We start from the raw sequence: 15,751 nt of genomic DNA on the forward strand, positions 1-15,751 counted from the left end.
GCCTTGCGCACGAACGGGTAGCGGGCCGGGTCGAGCCCGGCCCACTGGGCGGCGACGCCGGACAGGAACGCCGACCGGTCGGCGTCGCCGGCGAGGAGGCGGGCGTTCGCGGCGTTCTGCCCGGCGACGCCCAGGACGTAGTTCACGAGGGCGCCGGCGGCGTCGAACAGCGCTTCGCCCGGGACGTCGAGCGCGTCGAGCAGGCCGCCGATGCGCTCGTAGACCTCGAGGAGCGCGGGCCGCCACGGCTCCCGGGACAGCTGGGCGCCGACCCACGGGTGGGCGTCGATCGCGTCGAACAGGCGCAGCGCGACCGTGCGCAGCGCCTCCCGCGGTTCCGCGCCGCCGACCACGCCGGTCATGACGCCTTCGACGATGTCGTCGGTGGCCGCCGCGAGCAGGTCGCTCTTGTTCGCGATGTGGTGGTAGATCGCCCCGTAACCCGTGCTCAGGCGGGTGGTGAGCGCCCGGAAGGTCAGCGCCGCCTCGCCGCCTTCGTCGAGGAGCCCGGTCGCCGCCTTGACGATCACTTCCTTGGACAGGCCGTCCGCACGCCGCTTCGTCACGAAGCCATCATCGCACGGTTGGATCGTCGATCCAAAGTCGTGCTAGCTTGGATTGGATCGTCAATCCAATCGAAGGAGCGGCATGCGCGACGAAGTCACGATCATCGGAGCGGGCCTGGGCGGGCTCGTGCTGGCCCGCGTGCTGCACCGGCACGGCATCCCGGTCACGGTCCACGAAGCGGAGCCCTCGCCGGCCGCCCGGCGGCAGGGCGGGATGCTCGACATCCACCCGTGGAACGGCCAGCCGGCGCTCGAAGCCGCCGGCCTGACCGACGGGTTCCGCCAGCTCGTCCTGCCCGGCCGCGAGTCCTACCGGGTCCTCGACCGGGCGGGGACCGTGCTGCTCGACCGGCCGGACGACGGCACCGGCGACCGCCCCGAGGTGCAGCGCGGCGACCTGCGGCAGCTGCTGCTCGACGCGCTGCCGCCGGACGCCGTCCGGTGGGGCCACAAGGCCGTCGGCGTCCGTGCGCTCGGCGGGGGACGGCACGAGGTGCGCTTCGCCGACGGCTCCACTGTCAGCACGAAACTGCTGGTCGGCGCGGACGGCGCGTGGTCAAGGGTGCGGCCGCTGCTGTCGGCCGCCACGCCCCGCTACGTCGGCGTAACGGTCGTCGAGACGTTCCTCTTCGACGGCGACACCCGCCACCCCGCCGCCGCGGCCGCGGTCGGCGCCGGCTCGCTGTTCGCGCTCGCGCCCGGCAAGGGGATCCTCGCCCACCGCGAGAGCGGCGGCACCCTCCACGCGTACACGCAGCTGCGCCAGCCCGAGGACTGGCTCGCCGGCCTCGGCCCCGCCGAGCTGACCGCCCGGGTCGCCGCGGAGTTCGACGGCTGGGCTCCCGAGCTCACCGCGCTGATCACCGCGAGCGACACCCCGCCGGTGCTGCGCCGCCTCCACACGCTCCCGCCCGGGCACCACTGGGCACGCGTGCCCGGGGTGACCCTGGTTGGCGACGCCGCGCACCTCATGCCCCCGAACGGCGAAGGCGCCAACCTGGCCATGCTGGACGGCGCCGAACTCGGGGAAGCCCTCGCCGCGCACGGGGACGACGTCGAGACCGCGCTCGCGGAGCACGAGCGGCGCATGCTCGACCGCGCGGCCGCCGAGGCCGCGGACGAGGACATCTACGAGGTCATGTTCGGCGCGGACGCGCCGCGGAGCATGGTCGCCCTGCTGGCTCGGCCCGAGGTCAGCACGCGGTAGGCCGGGCCCGCCCCCGAGGCGGCGGGTTTGCCTGGTCAGCCGGGGGTTACCCTGAAGGGCGATGACCGAGAACCAGGCACCCAGGGTGTACCAGATCCGCACCTTCGGCTGCCAGATGAACGTGCACGACTCCGAGCGGCTCGCCGGCCAGCTCGAAGACGCCGGGTACGCGCCCGTCGCCGACGGTGCCAAGCCCGACTTGATCGTGTTCAACACCTGCGCCGTCCGGGAGAACGCGGACAACAAGCTGTACGGCACCCTCGGGCACCTGCGCCCGGACAAGGTCGCGAACCCGGACCTGCAGATCGCCGTCGGGGGGTGCCTGGCGCAGAAGGACCGCGGGGAGATCGTCAAGCGCGCGCCGTGGGTCGACGTCGTGTTCGGGACGCACAACATCGGGTCGCTGCCGACGCTGCTCGAACGCGCCCGGCACAACGCCGAGGCCGAGGTCGAGATCCTCGAATCGCTCGAGACCTTCCCCTCCACGCTGCCCGCGCGCCGCGAATCGTCGTACGCGAGCTGGGTGTCCGTTTCGGTCGGGTGCAACAACACCTGCACCTTCTGCATCGTGCCCGCGCTGCGCGGCAAGGAGCGCGACCGGCGGCCCGGCGAGATCCTCGCCGAGGTCGAGGCGCTCGTCGCCGAGGGCGTCCTCGAAGTGACCCTGCTCGGGCAGAACGTCAACTCCTACGGCGTCGAGTTCGGCGACCGGCTCGCGTTCGGGAAGCTGCTGCGCGCGGCCGGCGGCATCGACGGGCTGGAGCGCGTGCGGTTCACCTCGCCGCACCCGGCCGCGTTCACCTCGGACGTGATCGACGCGATGGCCGAGACCCCGAACGTCTGCCACCAGCTGCACATGCCGCTGCAGTCCGGGTCGGACCGGGTGCTGCGCGAGATGAAGCGGTCCTACCGCTCGGCGCGCTTCCTGAAGATCCTCGACGAGGTCCGCGCGGCCATGCCGGACGCCGCGATCACCACCGACATCATCGTCGGCTTCCCCGGGGAGACCGAGGAGGACTTCCAGGCGACGCTGGACGTCGTCGAGCAGGCGCAGTTCTCCAGCGCGTTCACCTTCCAGTACTCGAAGCGCCCCGGCACGCCGGCCGCCACGATGGACGGCCAGCTGCCCAAGGCCGTCGTGCAGGAGCGCTACGAGCGGCTGGTGGAGCTGCAGAACGCGATCTCGTGGGAAGAGAACAAGAAGATCGTCGGCCGCCGGGTCGAGTTGCTCGTCGCCGAGGGCGAGGGGCGCAAGGACGCCGAGACGCAGCGGATGAGCGGCCGCGCCCGCGACGGCAGGCTGGTGCACTTCACGCCGACCGGCGCGCACGTGGACCGCGCGGTGCGGCCGGGTGACGTCGTCGAGACGGTCGTCACCTACGGCGCGCCGCACCACCTGGTCGCGGACGGCGACCTGCTGTCGCACCGGCGGACCCGCGCCGGCGACAACGCGGAGGCCGGGCTGCGGCCGAAGACGAGCGGTGTCACGCTGGGCCTGCCGGGCTTCGGAGCCCCGGCCGCCCGGCCCGAACCGGTGAGTGGGTGTGCGCTGTGACCGAGCCCCAGGGCAACGGTGACCTGGCCGAACTGGCCGCCGAGATCGACGAAGCGGGCGAGCACGCGTCCCGCACGGTGGAGCTGGGCCGGCGCGGGTTCACCATCGCCGTGTTCTCGTTCGTGCTGCTGGTCTGCCTGATCCTGCCGTGGGTCGGCGACCACGCGGGCTGGCAGGTGCTGGCCGGCCAGGGCGGCGGCATCCCGCAGCTGTTCGCGGCGACGTCGACCGCCGCCGGCATCCTCGCCTCGGCGCTGGCGCTGGTGACGCGCCGGTGGTGGCTGGCCTGGGTGTGCGCCGCCGGCGGCTGGTTCGCTTCGGTGGACGGGCTGCTGGCCATCTGGTCGCAGCAGTCGTCGCACGCCAGCGGGGCCGCGGGCGGCGGACCCGGGATCGGCCTGATCATCGCCTGGCTGGCGATGATCTGCCTGGCCGTGCAGTGGATGCGCACGGCGTTCTCCCGCGGCTAGATCACGACCAGGCCGAACACGCTGGAGACCGCGCTGAGGTAGAGCTCGGTCTCCGGGTGGTAGACGCGCAGCGTCAGGGTGGTCCGGAGGCTGAAGCTCAGGCTGAACACGAAGCTGCCGTTCGGGCGGCAGGTCGCGGTGCTGAGGTTGACCCAGACGCCGGCCTGCAGCTGCTGGACGATCACCGGCTCGCCGCCGGCGACGCTCTCCTGCCCGCCGAGGTCGGCGAACGAGCCCTTGATCTTCGTCGTCTCGCCGACCTTGACGCTGCTCTTGTCGGCCTTGGCCTCGACCTTGGCCTTGTGCTTCTTGCCCTGGGCCGCGGCCGGCGCGGGCCCGGTCGCGGCGAGCGCGACGGCCGGGGCGGCGAGCGCGACGGTGCAGGCGACGACCAGTGCGGACACGAAGTTCGATGGCTTGCTCATGATCGAAGTGGAGCACCGGCGGGCGCGGAAAGCGCCGTAAGCCACCTGGCCGTGCAGCCCGTCACACCGCTTCGGGTGACGCGTTAACCCTCCGATTACCGACGAAGGCCCCCTCGCCGGAGCGAGGGGGCCTTCGGCTCGGGTGCCTCAGCGGTCGGCGACCGCCGCCTCCGCGGCCTGCAGCCACTCACGCCACTGCGCGGCCTGCTCGTCGGCCTTCTTCGCCCGGCGCTCGTCGCCCGCCGCGCGCGCCTTGGCCGCCTGCGACTCGAACTGCTCGACGCGCTCGCGGAACTGCGCTGCGCGCGCCTGCGCCTCCGGGTCCGTGCGGCGCCAGCGGGTGTCCTCCGCCGACTTCACCGCGTCCTGGACCGCCTTCAGCCTGCCGTCGAGCTCGCGGATGCGCTCGCGCGGGACCTTGCCGATCTCGTCCCACTGCTCCTGGATCTTGCGCAGCGCGCTCTTCGCCGCTTCCAGGTTGGCCGCCGCGTCGATCTTCTCGGCCTCGATCAGGAGCTCTTCCTTGCGGGCCGCGTTCTGCGAGAACTCGGCGTCGCGCTCGGAGAACACCGCGGACCGGCGGGCGAAGAACTTGTCCTGCGCCGCGCGGAAGCGCTGCCACAGCGCCTCGTCGCTGTCCTTCGGCGCGCGCCCGGCGGCCTTCCACTCGGTCATCAGGTCCTTGTAGCGGCCGGCGGTCTCGCCCCAGTCCTCGGACTCGCTGATGGCCTCGGCCTCGGCGATGAGCTCTTCCTTGCGCTGCTTGGCCGACGCGCGCTGCTTGTCCAGCTCGGCGAAGTGCGAGCCGCGGCGGCGGTTGAACGCCTCCCGGGCCTTCGAGAACCGCTTCCACAGCTCGTCGTCGGTCTTGCGGTCGACCCCCTTGACGGTCTTCCACTCGTCCAGGATCGCGCGCAGCCGGTCGCCCGCCGCCTTCCACTGGGTGGAGTCGGCGGCGATCTTCTCGGCCTCCTCGGCCAGCTCCTGCTTGCGTGCGACCGCCGCGGCCCGCGCCTCTTCGCGCTCCGCCTTCGCTGCGGCCAGCGCCTTCTCGGCGTGCGCGATGACGTACTCCAGGCGCGCGGCGAGCGCGGCGAGGTCACCGACCACGGCGGACTCGGCCAGCCCGTCCCGGATCTGGGTGGCGCTCGACAGCGCGTGCTTCGGGTCGCCGGCTCCGGAGACCAGCCGGGTCTCCAGCAGCTCGACCTCGGTGCGCACGTCGTCGAAGCGGCGGGCGTAGTGCACCAAGCCCTCGTCGGGGCTGCCGGCCTGCCAGACGCCGACCGCGCGTTCACCCTCGGCGGTGATGACGTAAACGGTCCCCTCGTCGTCGATCCGGCCCCAGGTGGCGGGCGTCGGCTCGGCGGGCGGCACGGGCGGGGCGGCGTGCCCGGCGTGCAGCGCGTGCGGCACCGGGTGCGGGGCCGGGGTACCGGTGGAAGTGTTCTCCTGGGCCATCGCAGGCTCCTTATCGCCTGTACGCCCGCTGGCGCGGGCGCCCCGCCGCGGAAGCGGGGCCGGGTAATGCGGTCGTCACGGGCCGTGCTCGGATGCTACGACCCCCACGCGGCATTCAAGCAGCTCAGCGCGCACCGTGGTACTGGATGAGCCACTCGAAGCTCGTGATCCTACTTCCGGTGGACGCTCCGTGTCGGCCCGCCGGTATCGTCAGCCGCCGTGAACAGCCCCGTCGCCGTGGTCGGGCCGACGGCCACCGGCAAGACCGCACTGGCCGTGGAGCTGGCGCTGGAGCTCGGCGGCGAAGTCGTCAACGCCGACGCCCTGCAGCTCTACCGCGGCATGGACATCGGCACCGCGAAAGCCACCGAAGCGGAGCGCCGCGGCGTTCCGCACCACCTGCTCGACGTCCTGGACGTGACCGAGACGGCGTCGGTCGCCGCCTACCAGCGCCACGCGCGCGCCGAGATCGAGCGGCTGCTGGCCGCCGGCCGGGTGCCGGTGCTGGCCGGCGGGTCCGGCCTGTACGTCCAGGCCGTGCTCGACGACCTGCGGTTCCCGGGCACCGACCCGGCGGTCCGGGCCCGGCTGGACGCGGAGGCGGAGCAGCTCGGCACCCCCGCGTTGTACACCCGGCTGGGTGAACGCGATCCGGCCGCGGCGGCCGCGATCCTGCCGACCAACACCCGGCGGATCGTGCGCGCCCTCGAAGTCATCGAGATCACCGGCGAGCCGTTCTCGGCGAACCTGCCCAAGCCCGGCCCCGCCCGCTACGGCACGGTCCTGATCGGCGTCGACCGGGACCCCGAGGAGCTGGACGAGCGGGTGAACGAGCGCGTCCGGCGGATGTTCGAGGCCGGGCTCGTCGACGAAGTGCTGGAGCTGGAGAAGCGCGGCCTGCGCGAGGGCAAGACGGCGGCGCGGGCGCTCGGCTACCAGCAGGTGCTCGCCGAACTGGACGGCGACGGCGACTTCGAAGCGGCCGCCGCGGCGACCGCGCAGGCGACGCGGCGCTTCGTCCGGAAGCAACGCTCCTGGTTCCGGCGCGACCAGCGGATCGACTGGTTCGACGGCGCCGATCCGGGGCTGGCCGCGCGCGTCCGGGATACCCTGGGCCGGTAATCTTGCCCCTATGGGCGGAATCGAGTTCCTCAAGGGGCACGGCACGCAGAACGACTTCGTGCTGCTCCCCGATCCGGCGGGCCGCCTCGAGCTGACCGAGGCGAGGGTCGCCGCGCTGTGCGACCGCCAGCGCGGCCTCGGGGCCGACGGCGTGCTGCGCGTCGTCCGCGCCGCGGCGCTGGACGTCCCGTCCGAGGGCGAGTGGTTCATGGACTACCGCAACGCCGACGGGTCGATCGCCGAGATGTGCGGCAACGGCGTGCGCGTCTTCGCCCGCTACCTCGTCGACGCCGGTCTCGAGACCGAGGGCGAGTTCGTCATCGGCACCCGCGCCGGCGACCGCCCGCTGGTGGTGCACCCGGACCGCTCGGTGACCGTCCAGATGGGCCCGGCGACGATCACCGGCACGTCGGTCACGGTGGTGGCCGGCCGCCCGTTCTCCGGCGTCGCGGTGAACGTCGGCAACCCGCACCTGGTGTCGGTCCTCGACGACGACGTCGCGGACCTCGACCTGCGCGACCAGCCCGACTTCGACCACGACTTCTTCCCGCACGGCGTGAACCTCGAGTTCGTCAACCGCCTCGGCGACGGCGCGCTGCGGATGCGCGTGCACGAACGCGGCGTGGGGGAGACGCGCGCGTGCGGCACCGGCACGGTCGCCGCGGTGGCGGCCGCGTTCCACCTGGCCGGGACCGACACCGGCGCGTCCACAGTGGACATCCCGGGCGGCCGGGTGTCGGTGACGGTCTCGCGCGGCGCGTCGACGCTGTCGGGCCCGGCGGAGATCGTGGCCCGCGGCGAGCTCGACGAAGCCTGGTGGGCCGCCGCCGGTTCGTGACGGCGGCCCTTCGGCCTAGATCTTCGCTTCCACCGCGAACTCGCCTTCGCGCGTCTCGACCGCGGTGATCGTGCCCGCGACGCGGATGTCGGCCTGGACGTCCGCGAACCGCGCCAGCAGCTCGGGCGGTCCCGTCACCGTCAGCGTCTCGACGGTGCTGCGCATCGACACCTTCGCGTCCGTCTTCGCCCGCCGCACCGCCGCGATCACCTCGCCGGCCAGCGCGAGCAGCTCCGGGTCACCGTCGACGGACTCGACGGCGGGCCACGGAGCCCGGTGCACCGAACCTTCCTGCCACCACGACCACACCTCCTCCGCCGCGAACGGCAGGAACGGCGCGAACAGCCGCAGCACCGCCGACAACGCCGTCACCAGCGCCGCCTGCGCCGAAGCCGCCTCGGCAGGGCCGAGGTCGCCGTACGCGCGGCCCTTCACCAGCTCGACGTAGTCGTCGCAGAACGTCCAGAAGAACGTCTCCGTCACCTGCAGCGCCCGCGCGTAGTCCAGGGCCTCCAGCGCTGCGGTCGCCTGCTCGACGACGACGGCCAGCGACGCCAGCAGCGCCCGGTCCAGGGGTTCGGTGGCCACTGAGGAAGGCGACGGCACGCCCAGGCCCAGCACGAACCGGCTCGCGTTCAGCAGCTTCGTCGCCAGCCGGCGGCCGACCTTCATCTGGCCTTCGTCCACCGCCGTGTCGACGCCCGGGCGCGCGCTCGCCGCCCAGTAGCGGACCGCGTCGGAGCCGAAACGCTCCAGCAGGTCCACCGGGGTCGTCACGTTGCCCTTGGACTTCGACATCTTCTTGCGGTCGGGGTCGAGCACCCAGCCCGCGATCGCCGTCTCCCGCCACGGCAGCACGCCGTGCTCCAGCTCGGCGCGCACCGCCGTCGAGAACAGCCAGGTGCGGATGATCTCGTGCGCCTGCGGCCGCAGGTCCATCGGGAACACGCGGGAAAACAGGTCGTCGTCGACGCTCCACCGGCCGACGATCTGCGGCGTCAGCGACGACGTCGCCCACGTGTCCATCACGTCGGCTTCGGCGACGAACCCGCCGGGCACCCCGCGCTGGTCCTCGGTGAACCCGGGCGGGACGTCGCTGCTCGGGTCGACCGGCAGGTCTTCCGGCAGCAGGCGGGCGTCGTAGTCCGGCTCGCCGTTCGCGTCGAGGCGGTACCACAAGGGGATCGGCACGCCGAAGAACCGCTGGCGGCTGACCAGCCAGTCCCCGGCCAGGTTCTCCACCCACGACGAGTACCGGACGCGCATGTGCTTCGGCACCCAGTTCAGTTCCTCGCCGCGGGCGAGCATCTTCTCCCGGAACGCGCCGTCGTTGCCGCCGTTGCGCAGGTACCACTGCCTGCTCGCGACGATTTCCAGTGGCTTGTCGCCCTTTTCGTAGAACTTCACCGAGTGCGTGATCGGCCGCGGTTCCCCGTGCAGGGCCCCGGCCTCGCGCAGCAGGCGGACCATGATCTCGCGTCCCGTGTGGACGGTCTTGCCGACCAGCGGCGCGTAGACGCCGGATGGCACCCCGGCCGGCGCGTCCGGCAGGAACCGCCCGTCCCGGCCCAGCACCACCCGCGTGGCCAGCCGCAGCTCGCGCCACCACGTGACGTCGGTGGTGTCGCCGAACGTGCACACCATCGCGATGCCGCGGCCCTTTTCGGGGTCCGCGAGGTGGTGCGCCACCACGGGCACCTCGACCCCGAACACCGGCGTCCGCACGGTCTTCCCGAACAGCGGCCGGAACCGCTCGTCGTCGGGGTGCGCGACCAGCGCGACGCACGCGGGCAGCAGCTCCGGCCGGGTCGTCGCGATCACGACGTCGGCGCCGTCGGGCCCGGTGAACGCCAGGTCGTGGAAGGCACCCGGGCGTTCGCGGTCCTCCAGCTCGGCCTGGGCGACGGCGGTGCGGAACGACACGTCCCACAGCGTCGGCGCTTCGGCCTGGTAGGCCTCGCCGCGCTCGAGGTTGCGCAGGAACGCGCGCTGCGAGATCAGCCGCGACTCGCGCCCGATCGTCTGGTAGGTCATCGTCCAGTCGACCGACAGCCCGAGCTGCCGCCAAAGCTGCTCGAAGACCTTTTCGTCGGTCTCGGTCAGGGTTTCGCACAGCTCGACGAAGTTCCGCCGCGAGATCGCGACCACGTCCTTGCCCGGCTTCTCCGGGGCGCGGAAGGCCGGGTCGTACGGCAGCGAAGGCTCGCAGCGGACGCCGAAGTGGTTCTGCACCCGGCGTTCGGTCGGCAGGCCGTTGTCGTCCCACCCCATCGGGTAGAACACCTCGAACCCGCGCATCCGCTTGAACCGCGCCAGCACGTCGGTGTGGGTGTAGGAGAAGACGTGCCCGATGTGCAGCGACCCGCTGACCGTCGGCGGGGGAGTGTCGATCGAGTAGACCTCTTCGCGGGTCTTCGTCCGGTCGAAGCGGTAGGCGCCGGTGGATTCCCATACGGGTACCCACTTGGCCTCCAGACCGTCGACACCGACCTTGTCCGGGACTCGCGGGCGCTCGTAAGGGTTGCTCATGGACCAACTCTAGGCGGCGGCCACACCTGCTTTTTCCACGGTCGGCAGGTCACGCATCTTCCGCAGCGGCGAGCAGACGACCCACAGGGCCGCGGCCGCTTCGCCCGCCACGGCCACCCAGATCGCGCCGCGCAGCCCGAGCCCTTCGCCGAGCGCGCCGCCCAGCAGGCCGCCGAGCGGCAGCGTGCCCCAGACGAGGAACCGCACGCTCGCGTTCATCCGGCCCAGCAGCCGGTCGGGGCAGATCGCCTGCCGGTAGGAGACCTGCGCGACGTTGTAGACGATCACCCCGAAGCCGTAGACGACCTCGCCGGCCGCGGCGAGCCCGAGCCGCCAGTCCGCCCCGGTCCACGGGACCAGCAGGTGAGCGGGCCAGGACAGCAGCGGGACCAGCCAGATCGTGCGGGCGTGCCCGATCCGGCGGGTCAGCGCGCCGGAGAAGACGGCGCCGAGGACGCCGCCCGCGCCGCCGACGGCGAGCATCACGCCGACCAGCGCCGGGGACAGCCCGATCGTGCGGGTGAAGAACAGCACCTGGACGGCCACGAAGGCGCCGCCGAAGAGGTTCGCCGTCGCAGTGCACGCCACGCTCGAGCGCAACGGCTTGTCGGAGAACACGAACCGCAGCCCCTCGGCGATCTGCGGCAGCAGCCGGGCGTGCCCGGACCGGTCCGGCTCGGGCTCGGGCGCTTGGATCCGCAGCAGGCACAGCGCCGACGTCAAGTAGCCGACGGCGGTGACGAGCACCGTGTTGGCCGCGCTGATCAGCTGGACCAGCACGCCCGCGCCGCTCGGCCCGGCGACCTGCGCGACCGACTGGACCGCCTGCAGCTTCGCGTTGCCTTCCAGGAGGTGCTCCCGGCCGACGAGCGAGGGCAGGTACGACTGGTAGGCGACGTCGAAGAACACCGTCGCGACGCCGATGAACAGCACGACGGCCACCAGTTGCGCGAGCGTCAGCACGCCGGCCCACCAGGCGAGCGGCACGCTCAGCAGCAGCGCGAAGCGGGTGAAGTCGGCGACGAGCATGACCCGGCGGCGGCGCAGCCGGTCCACCCACACTCCTGCGGGCAGCCCGAGGAGCAGGAACGCGACCGTCTGGGCCGCGGTCAGCAGGCCCATCTCGAACGGCGTCGCGGCCAGCGTCACCGCCGCGAGCAGCGGGATGGCGGTGTAGCCGACCATCGTGCCGAACTGGCTGGCCGTGTCGCCGGCCCAGAGCCGCCGGAAGTCGGCGTGGAAGAAAAGTGACCCCCTGCGCATGCGCCGAGTGTGCAGTGAGTGATTGGAAACTGTCAATCACTGTTCGCTCTAGGCTGTGCGGGTGCCGCCCGGGAAACGACGTACCGCCACCGAAGCCGAGGCCGCCGCGCTGGCGTCCGGAATACGGCTGCGCATCATCCGGTTGACCTTCTCGGAGGCGCTGACGAACAAGGAGCTCGCCGAACGGCTGGGCCGGGACCCGGCGACGACGCTGCACCACGTGCGCAAGCTCGTCGAGACCGGCTTCCTCGCCGCGCAGCCGCCGCGCCGAGGCGCCCGGGGCGCCAAGGAAATCCCGTATCTTTCGACGGGGCTTTCGTGGACACTCGACTCATGCGGTGACAAGGACGTGGAGCAGGCGGTTCTCGAGGCCTATCTGGCCGAGATCGCCGACACCGGATTCGAGGGCGTGCACCAGACGCGCCTGGTCGTCCAGGTGGCCCCCGAGGAGCGGGCGGAGCTGGAATCGCGGCTCAACGCCCTGCTCGAGGAGTTCCGCGCGCGCCCCCGCCGTTCCGGCGCCGAGCGCACCGCGGTCTACCTCGCCACCTATCCCAGCACGTAAAAGTTCGGTTCCCGCGGCGAAACGTGGGAACATGGAGGCACGATGACAGAACTGACACACACCGAAGACCACGACGACGACCTGTACGACGGCGACCCGTCGACGGGTGAGATGGAGCTCGAAGACCGGGCGTCGCTCCGCCGGGTCAGGGGACTGTCCACGGAGCTCGAGGACGTCACCGAGGTCGAGTACCGGCAACTGCGGCTGGAACGCGTCGTGCTGGTCGGCGTGTGGACCGAGGGCACGGCCCTGCAGTCCGAGGCGTCGCTGGCCGAGCTGGCGCGCCTGGCCGAGACGGCGGGCTCGGAGGTCCTCGAAGGCCTCATCCAGCGGCGGCCGAAGCCGGACCCGGCCACCTACATCGGCTCGGGCAAGGTCAAGGAGCTGCGGGACATCGTCGGCTCCACCGGCGCCGACACCGTGATCTGCGACGGCGAGCTCTCGCCGGGCCAGCTGCGGCAGCTCGAGGAGAAGGTCAAGGTCAAGGTCATCGACCGGACCGCCCTGATCCTCGACATCTTCGCCCAGCACGCCCGGTCCAAGGAGGGCAAGGCGCAGGTCGAGCTGGCCCAGCTGCAGTACCTGATCCCGCGGCTGCGCGGCTGGGGTGCGTCGCTGTCCCGGCAGGCCGGTGGCCGCGCCGGTGGCGCGAACGGCGGCGTGGGCCTGCGCGGTCCCGGTGAGACGAAGCTCGAAACCGACCGGCGGCGGATCAACAAGCGCGTGGCGAAGCTGCGCCGGGAGATCGCCGCGATGGACACCATCCGCGAGACCAAGCGCGGGCGGCGGCTGGCCAACGAGGTGCCCAGCGTGGCGATCGTCGGCTACACCAACGCCGGCAAGTCGAGCCTGCTCAACGCCCTGACCGGGGCCGGGGTGCTGGTGGAGGACGCGCTGTTCGCCACCCTCGACCCGACCACGCGGCGCGCGCAGACCGCGGACGGGCGCGGCTACACGCTGACCGACACCGTCGGCTTCGTGCGGCACCTGCCGCACCAGCTGGTGGACGCGTTCCGCTCGACGCTGGAGGAGGCCGCGGACGCCGACTTGCTGCTGCACGTGGTGGACGGGTCCGACCCGGCGCCGGAGGAGCAGGTCAGCGCCGTGCGCGAGGTGCTCGGCGAGATCACCCGCAAGCGCAAGGAGCCGCTCCCGCCGGAGCTGCTGGTGATCAACAAGATCGACGCGTCCGACGAGGTCAGCCTCGCCCGGCTGCGGCACGCGCTGGCCGGCTCGGTCCAGGTCTCGGCGCGGACCGGGGCGGGCATCCCGGAGCTCGTCGAGGTGCTCGCCGACCGCCTGCCGCGGCCGGAGGTCACCGTCGAGGTCCTCGTGCCCTACGCGCGCGGCGAGCTGGTCGCGCGGGCGCACGCCGACGGCGAGGTCCTCGAAGAGGAGCACGCCGAGGACGGCACGCGCCTGCTGGTGCGGGTCCGCCCGGACCTCGCGGCGGCTTTGCGCGAGTACGAGACCAACTCGACCAGGGCCTGACACGTCTCCGTAGTGTGCGATCCACGGGGATCGCACACTACGGAGGTGCTGGGGTGCGCTGGGTTGTCGCTTTGGTCTTCTCGGCCGTGCTGGGCGGGGCGGTGCCCGCTTCGGCGGCCGAGACGCCCCAGCCGTTGTGCACGGTGAAGGATCCGCGCATCGGTGAGCTGTCCGGCCTGGTCTCCGACGGCTCGAAGTTCTACGCGATCAACGACGGCGGCACCAAGGTGCAGGTGTTCGTGCTCGGGCGCGACTGCAAGGTGCAGAAGGTCCTCACGGACAAGACCGACCCGTTCGACGTCGAAGACCTGGCCCGCACGCCCGACGGGCGCCTGTGGCTTTCGGACACCGGCGACAACCAGAAGGGGCGGCTGACGGTCGCCCTGCTGGAGCTGAGCCCCGAGGGCAAGGTGACGCTGCACCGCCTCACCTACCCCGACGGCCAGCACGACACCGAAGCGCTGCTGATGGACAAGTCGGGGACGCCGTACCTGATCACCAAGGACATCCTGGGCGAGGCCCGCGTGTACCGGCCTTCCGGGCCGATGGCGAGCCCGGGCCCGACCAACCTGGAGAAGGTCGGCTCGCTGAAGATCCAGACGACGGACACCCAGGGCGGTCCGGTCGGCTCGATCGGCTCGGTGCTGGTCACCGGTGGCGCGTCGATGGCCGACGGCAGTGTGGTCGCACTGCGGACCTACACCGACGCCTACGTGTACGCGGTTCCGGACGGCGATCTCCTGGCCGCGTTGCAGCGCACCCCGGTCCGGATCCCGCTGCCGGGGGAGAAGCAGGGCGAGGCGATCGCCTTCGACCCCGACGGCACCCTGGTCTCGGGCAGCGAAGGCGTGGGCCAGCCCCTCCGCACGGTGCGGGGCGCGGCGGCTCTGGCCGCGCAGTCCGGCGCACCGGCGGAGGGGACGACCTCGACCGGCACCGGCGCGTCGTCCGGCTCGGCGGGGGACGGGGCCGGGCTCCCCGTCCTGCCCGCTGCCGGGATCACGCTCGCGGTGGTCGGTGTCGGCTGGTTCGGCTTCAGCAGGCTGCGTCGCCGCGCTCGCCGCTGACCTTCGGCTCCCCACGGCCGAAGATCATCCGATCCGGTGAACCTCCCGGGCCGTGCGAAAGCCCGGGAGCACCTTCCTAAAGGCGTCGCAGGACAGCTACGACCTTGCCGAGCACCGTCGCGTCGTCGCCGGGGATCGGCTCGTACGCCTCGTTGTGCGGCATCAGCCAGATGTGGCCGTTCTTGCGCTTGAACGTCTTGACCGTGGCCTCGCCGTCGATCATCGCCGCGACGATCTCGCCGTTGTCGGCGTCCGGCTGCTGGCGGACCACGACCCAGTCGCCGTCGGTGATGGCCGCGTCGACCATCGAGTCGCCGGTGACCTTGAGCAGGAACAGCTCGCCCTCGCCGACGATCTCCCGCGGCAGCGGGAAGACGTCCTCGATGGCCTGCTCGGCCAGCACCGGGCCACCGGCGGCGATCCGGCCGACCAGCGGCACGTACGCCGCCTTCGGCATGACCGGCTGCTGGTCCATCTCGATGCCCATGGGGTTGTCGTCGGTCGCCGAGAGGACGCCGACCGCGCGCGGTCGGTTCGCGTCCCGCCGCAGGTAGCCCTTGCGCTGCAGCGCGCGCAGCTGGTGGGAGACCGACGACGTCGACGTCAGCCCGACCGCTTCACCGATCTCGCGGACGCTCGGCGGGTAGCCGAACCGGCTCACCCACGAGCGGATCACGTCGAGGACCTGCTGCTGGCGGACGGTGAGGGTCTCGTCCACGTCGTACACCTCGGGCATGGCGTGCACCTTGCCCGAGCCACCGGGGGACCCGCTGGTCCTGCCCGCCTTGTTCTCCTTCGCCACTGCGTCGCCTCCCAGACGTTCGCTGCACGTATCTGCGCGCCGGCCGCCGCCCGCCGGGTGCGGGCAGCCTCGCCGGGCGGCACCTGCCCGGCAGATGCCCTGGTCACCGACGTTAGCCCCCGGGCACGACGATTTCAAACATCTGTTCGATCGACACGCCGTGTCCGCTCGATTTTGTCGGTGGTAGGTGGTAGACCTTCGCACGGGCGTTCGATAGAACGCTTGTTCGACCTTGATCCACGGGCCGCTCCCGGTCCGGGAAACGGGCGGACACCAGGGTTTCGAGGAGGTTCGGATGTCCATTCTGGCCGAACGCGGGCACGCCCGCCCGGCGACCCCGGTCCCGGCGCCACCCCGGCCCGTCCGCGTGCTGCGCGGGCGCCGCGGCGA

14 protein-coding genes are annotated in these 15,751 nt (G+C 72.2%); 8 read left to right on the forward strand and 6 right to left on the reverse strand.

Features of this window, described 5'->3' with window-relative positions; genetic code table 11:
* Positions 1–566 (reverse strand): TetR/AcrR family transcriptional regulator (locus tag G3I65_RS12250; protein WP_160696210.1); only part of this gene is annotated, 566 nt, incomplete at its 3' end.
* Between the two features lie 82 nt (positions 567–648).
* Between G3I65_RS12250 and G3I65_RS12255 the strand changes: the two genes are divergently transcribed.
* The 3 genes from G3I65_RS12255 (at position 649) to G3I65_RS12265 (ending at position 3,798) form a co-directional block, all read left to right on the forward strand.
* On the forward strand, positions 649–1,773 hold the full coding sequence (locus tag G3I65_RS12255) for an NAD(P)/FAD-dependent oxidoreductase (RefSeq protein ID WP_160696211.1): 1,125 nt from the start codon (positions 649–651) through the stop codon (positions 1,771–1,773).
* Positions 1,774–1,834: 61 nt separating this feature from the next.
* Positions 1,835–3,328, forward strand: a complete 1,494-nt coding sequence (miaB, locus tag G3I65_RS12260; protein WP_160696212.1) for a tRNA (N6-isopentenyl adenosine(37)-C2)-methylthiotransferase MiaB — start codon at positions 1,835–1,837, stop codon at positions 3,326–3,328.
* Positions 3,325–3,798, forward strand: coding sequence for a hypothetical protein (locus tag G3I65_RS12265; RefSeq protein WP_160696213.1), 474 nt, complete (start codon positions 3,325–3,327; stop codon positions 3,796–3,798). The genes miaB and G3I65_RS12265 overlap by 4 nt, the downstream gene beginning before the upstream one ends.
* Here G3I65_RS12265 and G3I65_RS12270 read toward each other — a convergent pair.
* Both G3I65_RS12270 and G3I65_RS12275 read right to left on the reverse strand, forming a co-directional pair.
* Complete coding sequence (locus G3I65_RS12270) at positions 3,795–4,223, reverse strand: hypothetical protein (protein WP_160696214.1); 429 nt, start codon at positions 4,221–4,223, stop codon at positions 3,795–3,797. The two genes, G3I65_RS12265 and G3I65_RS12270, sit on opposite strands and share 4 nt — an antisense overlap.
* Positions 4,224–4,370: 147 nt before the next feature.
* Positions 4,371–5,684, reverse strand: a complete 1,314-nt coding sequence (locus tag G3I65_RS12275; RefSeq protein WP_160696215.1) for a DUF349 domain-containing protein — start codon at positions 5,682–5,684, stop codon at positions 4,371–4,373.
* A gap of 219 nt (positions 5,685–5,903) precedes the next feature.
* On the opposite strand from G3I65_RS12275, the gene miaA reads away from it, so the two are divergent.
* The gene (gene miaA, locus G3I65_RS12280) at positions 5,904–6,806 is read left to right on the forward strand and encodes a tRNA (adenosine(37)-N6)-dimethylallyltransferase MiaA (RefSeq protein WP_160696216.1); all 903 of its coding nucleotides are present in this window, start codon (positions 5,904–5,906) and stop codon (positions 6,804–6,806) included.
* Between the two features lie 10 nt (positions 6,807–6,816).
* Positions 6,817–7,644, forward strand: a complete 828-nt coding sequence (dapF, locus tag G3I65_RS12285) for a diaminopimelate epimerase (RefSeq protein WP_160696217.1) — start codon at positions 6,817–6,819, stop codon at positions 7,642–7,644.
* A gap of 15 nt (positions 7,645–7,659) precedes the next feature.
* Here the strand turns inward: dapF and valS are convergent, their stop codons facing one another.
* Positions 7,660–10,173 (reverse strand): valine--tRNA ligase, encoded by a 2,514-nt coding sequence (gene valS, locus G3I65_RS12290; protein ID WP_160696218.1) that lies wholly within the window; start codon positions 10,171–10,173, stop codon positions 7,660–7,662.
* Positions 10,174–10,182: 9 nt separating this feature from the next.
* Positions 10,183–11,436, reverse strand: a complete 1,254-nt coding sequence (locus tag G3I65_RS12295) for an MFS transporter (RefSeq protein ID WP_160696219.1) — start codon at positions 11,434–11,436, stop codon at positions 10,183–10,185.
* A gap of 61 nt (positions 11,437–11,497) precedes the next feature.
* Here G3I65_RS12295 and G3I65_RS12300 point away from each other — a divergent pair, with 61 nt between their 5' ends.
* Genes G3I65_RS12300 through G3I65_RS12310 form a run of 3 tightly spaced genes read left to right on the forward strand, consistent with a single transcriptional unit; the run spans position 11,498 to position 14,559 of the window.
* Complete coding sequence (locus G3I65_RS12300; RefSeq protein WP_160696220.1) at positions 11,498–12,001, forward strand: transcriptional regulator; 504 nt, start codon at positions 11,498–11,500, stop codon at positions 11,999–12,001.
* Positions 12,002–12,043: 42 nt separating this feature from the next.
* Positions 12,044–13,492: a GTPase HflX gene (gene hflX, locus G3I65_RS12305; RefSeq protein WP_160696221.1), complete on the forward strand. Its 1,449-nt coding sequence runs from the start codon at positions 12,044–12,046 to the stop codon at positions 13,490–13,492.
* Positions 13,493–13,545: 53 nt separating this feature from the next.
* Entirely contained in the window at positions 13,546–14,559 is a 1,014-nt protein-coding gene (locus G3I65_RS12310; RefSeq protein WP_160696222.1) for an esterase-like activity of phytase family protein, read from the forward strand.
* A 76-nt stretch (positions 14,560–14,635) separates the two neighbouring features.
* Here the strand turns inward: G3I65_RS12310 and lexA are convergent, their stop codons facing one another.
* The gene (gene lexA / locus G3I65_RS12315; protein WP_166639997.1) at positions 14,636–15,295 is read right to left on the reverse strand and encodes a transcriptional repressor LexA; all 660 of its coding nucleotides are present in this window, start codon (positions 15,293–15,295) and stop codon (positions 14,636–14,638) included.
* Positions 15,296–15,751 lie beyond the last annotated feature (456 nt).

The organism is Amycolatopsis sp. SID8362 (assembly GCF_010550475.1).
Taxonomy (GTDB): domain Bacteria; phylum Actinomycetota; class Actinomycetes; order Mycobacteriales; family Pseudonocardiaceae; genus Amycolatopsis; species Amycolatopsis eburnea.

Excerpts from the sequence above, each read along its gene's own strand:
- lexA (WP_166639997.1), bottom strand. The coding sequence starts at position 15,295 with ATGCCCGAGGTGTACGACGTGGACGAGACCCTCACCGTCCGCCAGCAG.
- dapF (WP_160696217.1), top strand. The coding sequence starts at position 6,817 with ATGGGCGGAATCGAGTTCCTCAAGGGGCACGGCACGCAGAACGACTTC.
- G3I65_RS12255 (WP_160696211.1), top strand. The coding sequence starts at position 649 with ATGCGCGACGAAGTCACGATCATCGGAGCGGGCCTGGGCGGGCTCGTG.
- G3I65_RS12270 (WP_160696214.1), bottom strand. The coding sequence starts at position 4,223 with ATGAGCAAGCCATCGAACTTCGTGTCCGCACTGGTCGTCGCCTGCACC.
- G3I65_RS12295 (WP_160696219.1), bottom strand. The coding sequence starts at position 11,436 with ATGCGCAGGGGGTCACTTTTCTTCCACGCCGACTTCCGGCGGCTCTGG.
- G3I65_RS12275 (WP_160696215.1), bottom strand. The coding sequence starts at position 5,684 with ATGGCCCAGGAGAACACTTCCACCGGTACCCCGGCCCCGCACCCGGTG.
- hflX (WP_160696221.1), top strand. The coding sequence starts at position 12,044 with ATGACAGAACTGACACACACCGAAGACCACGACGACGACCTGTACGAC.
- miaB (WP_160696212.1), top strand. The coding sequence starts at position 1,835 with ATGACCGAGAACCAGGCACCCAGGGTGTACCAGATCCGCACCTTCGGC.
- valS (WP_160696218.1), bottom strand. The coding sequence starts at position 10,173 with ATGAGCAACCCTTACGAGCGCCCGCGAGTCCCGGACAAGGTCGGTGTC.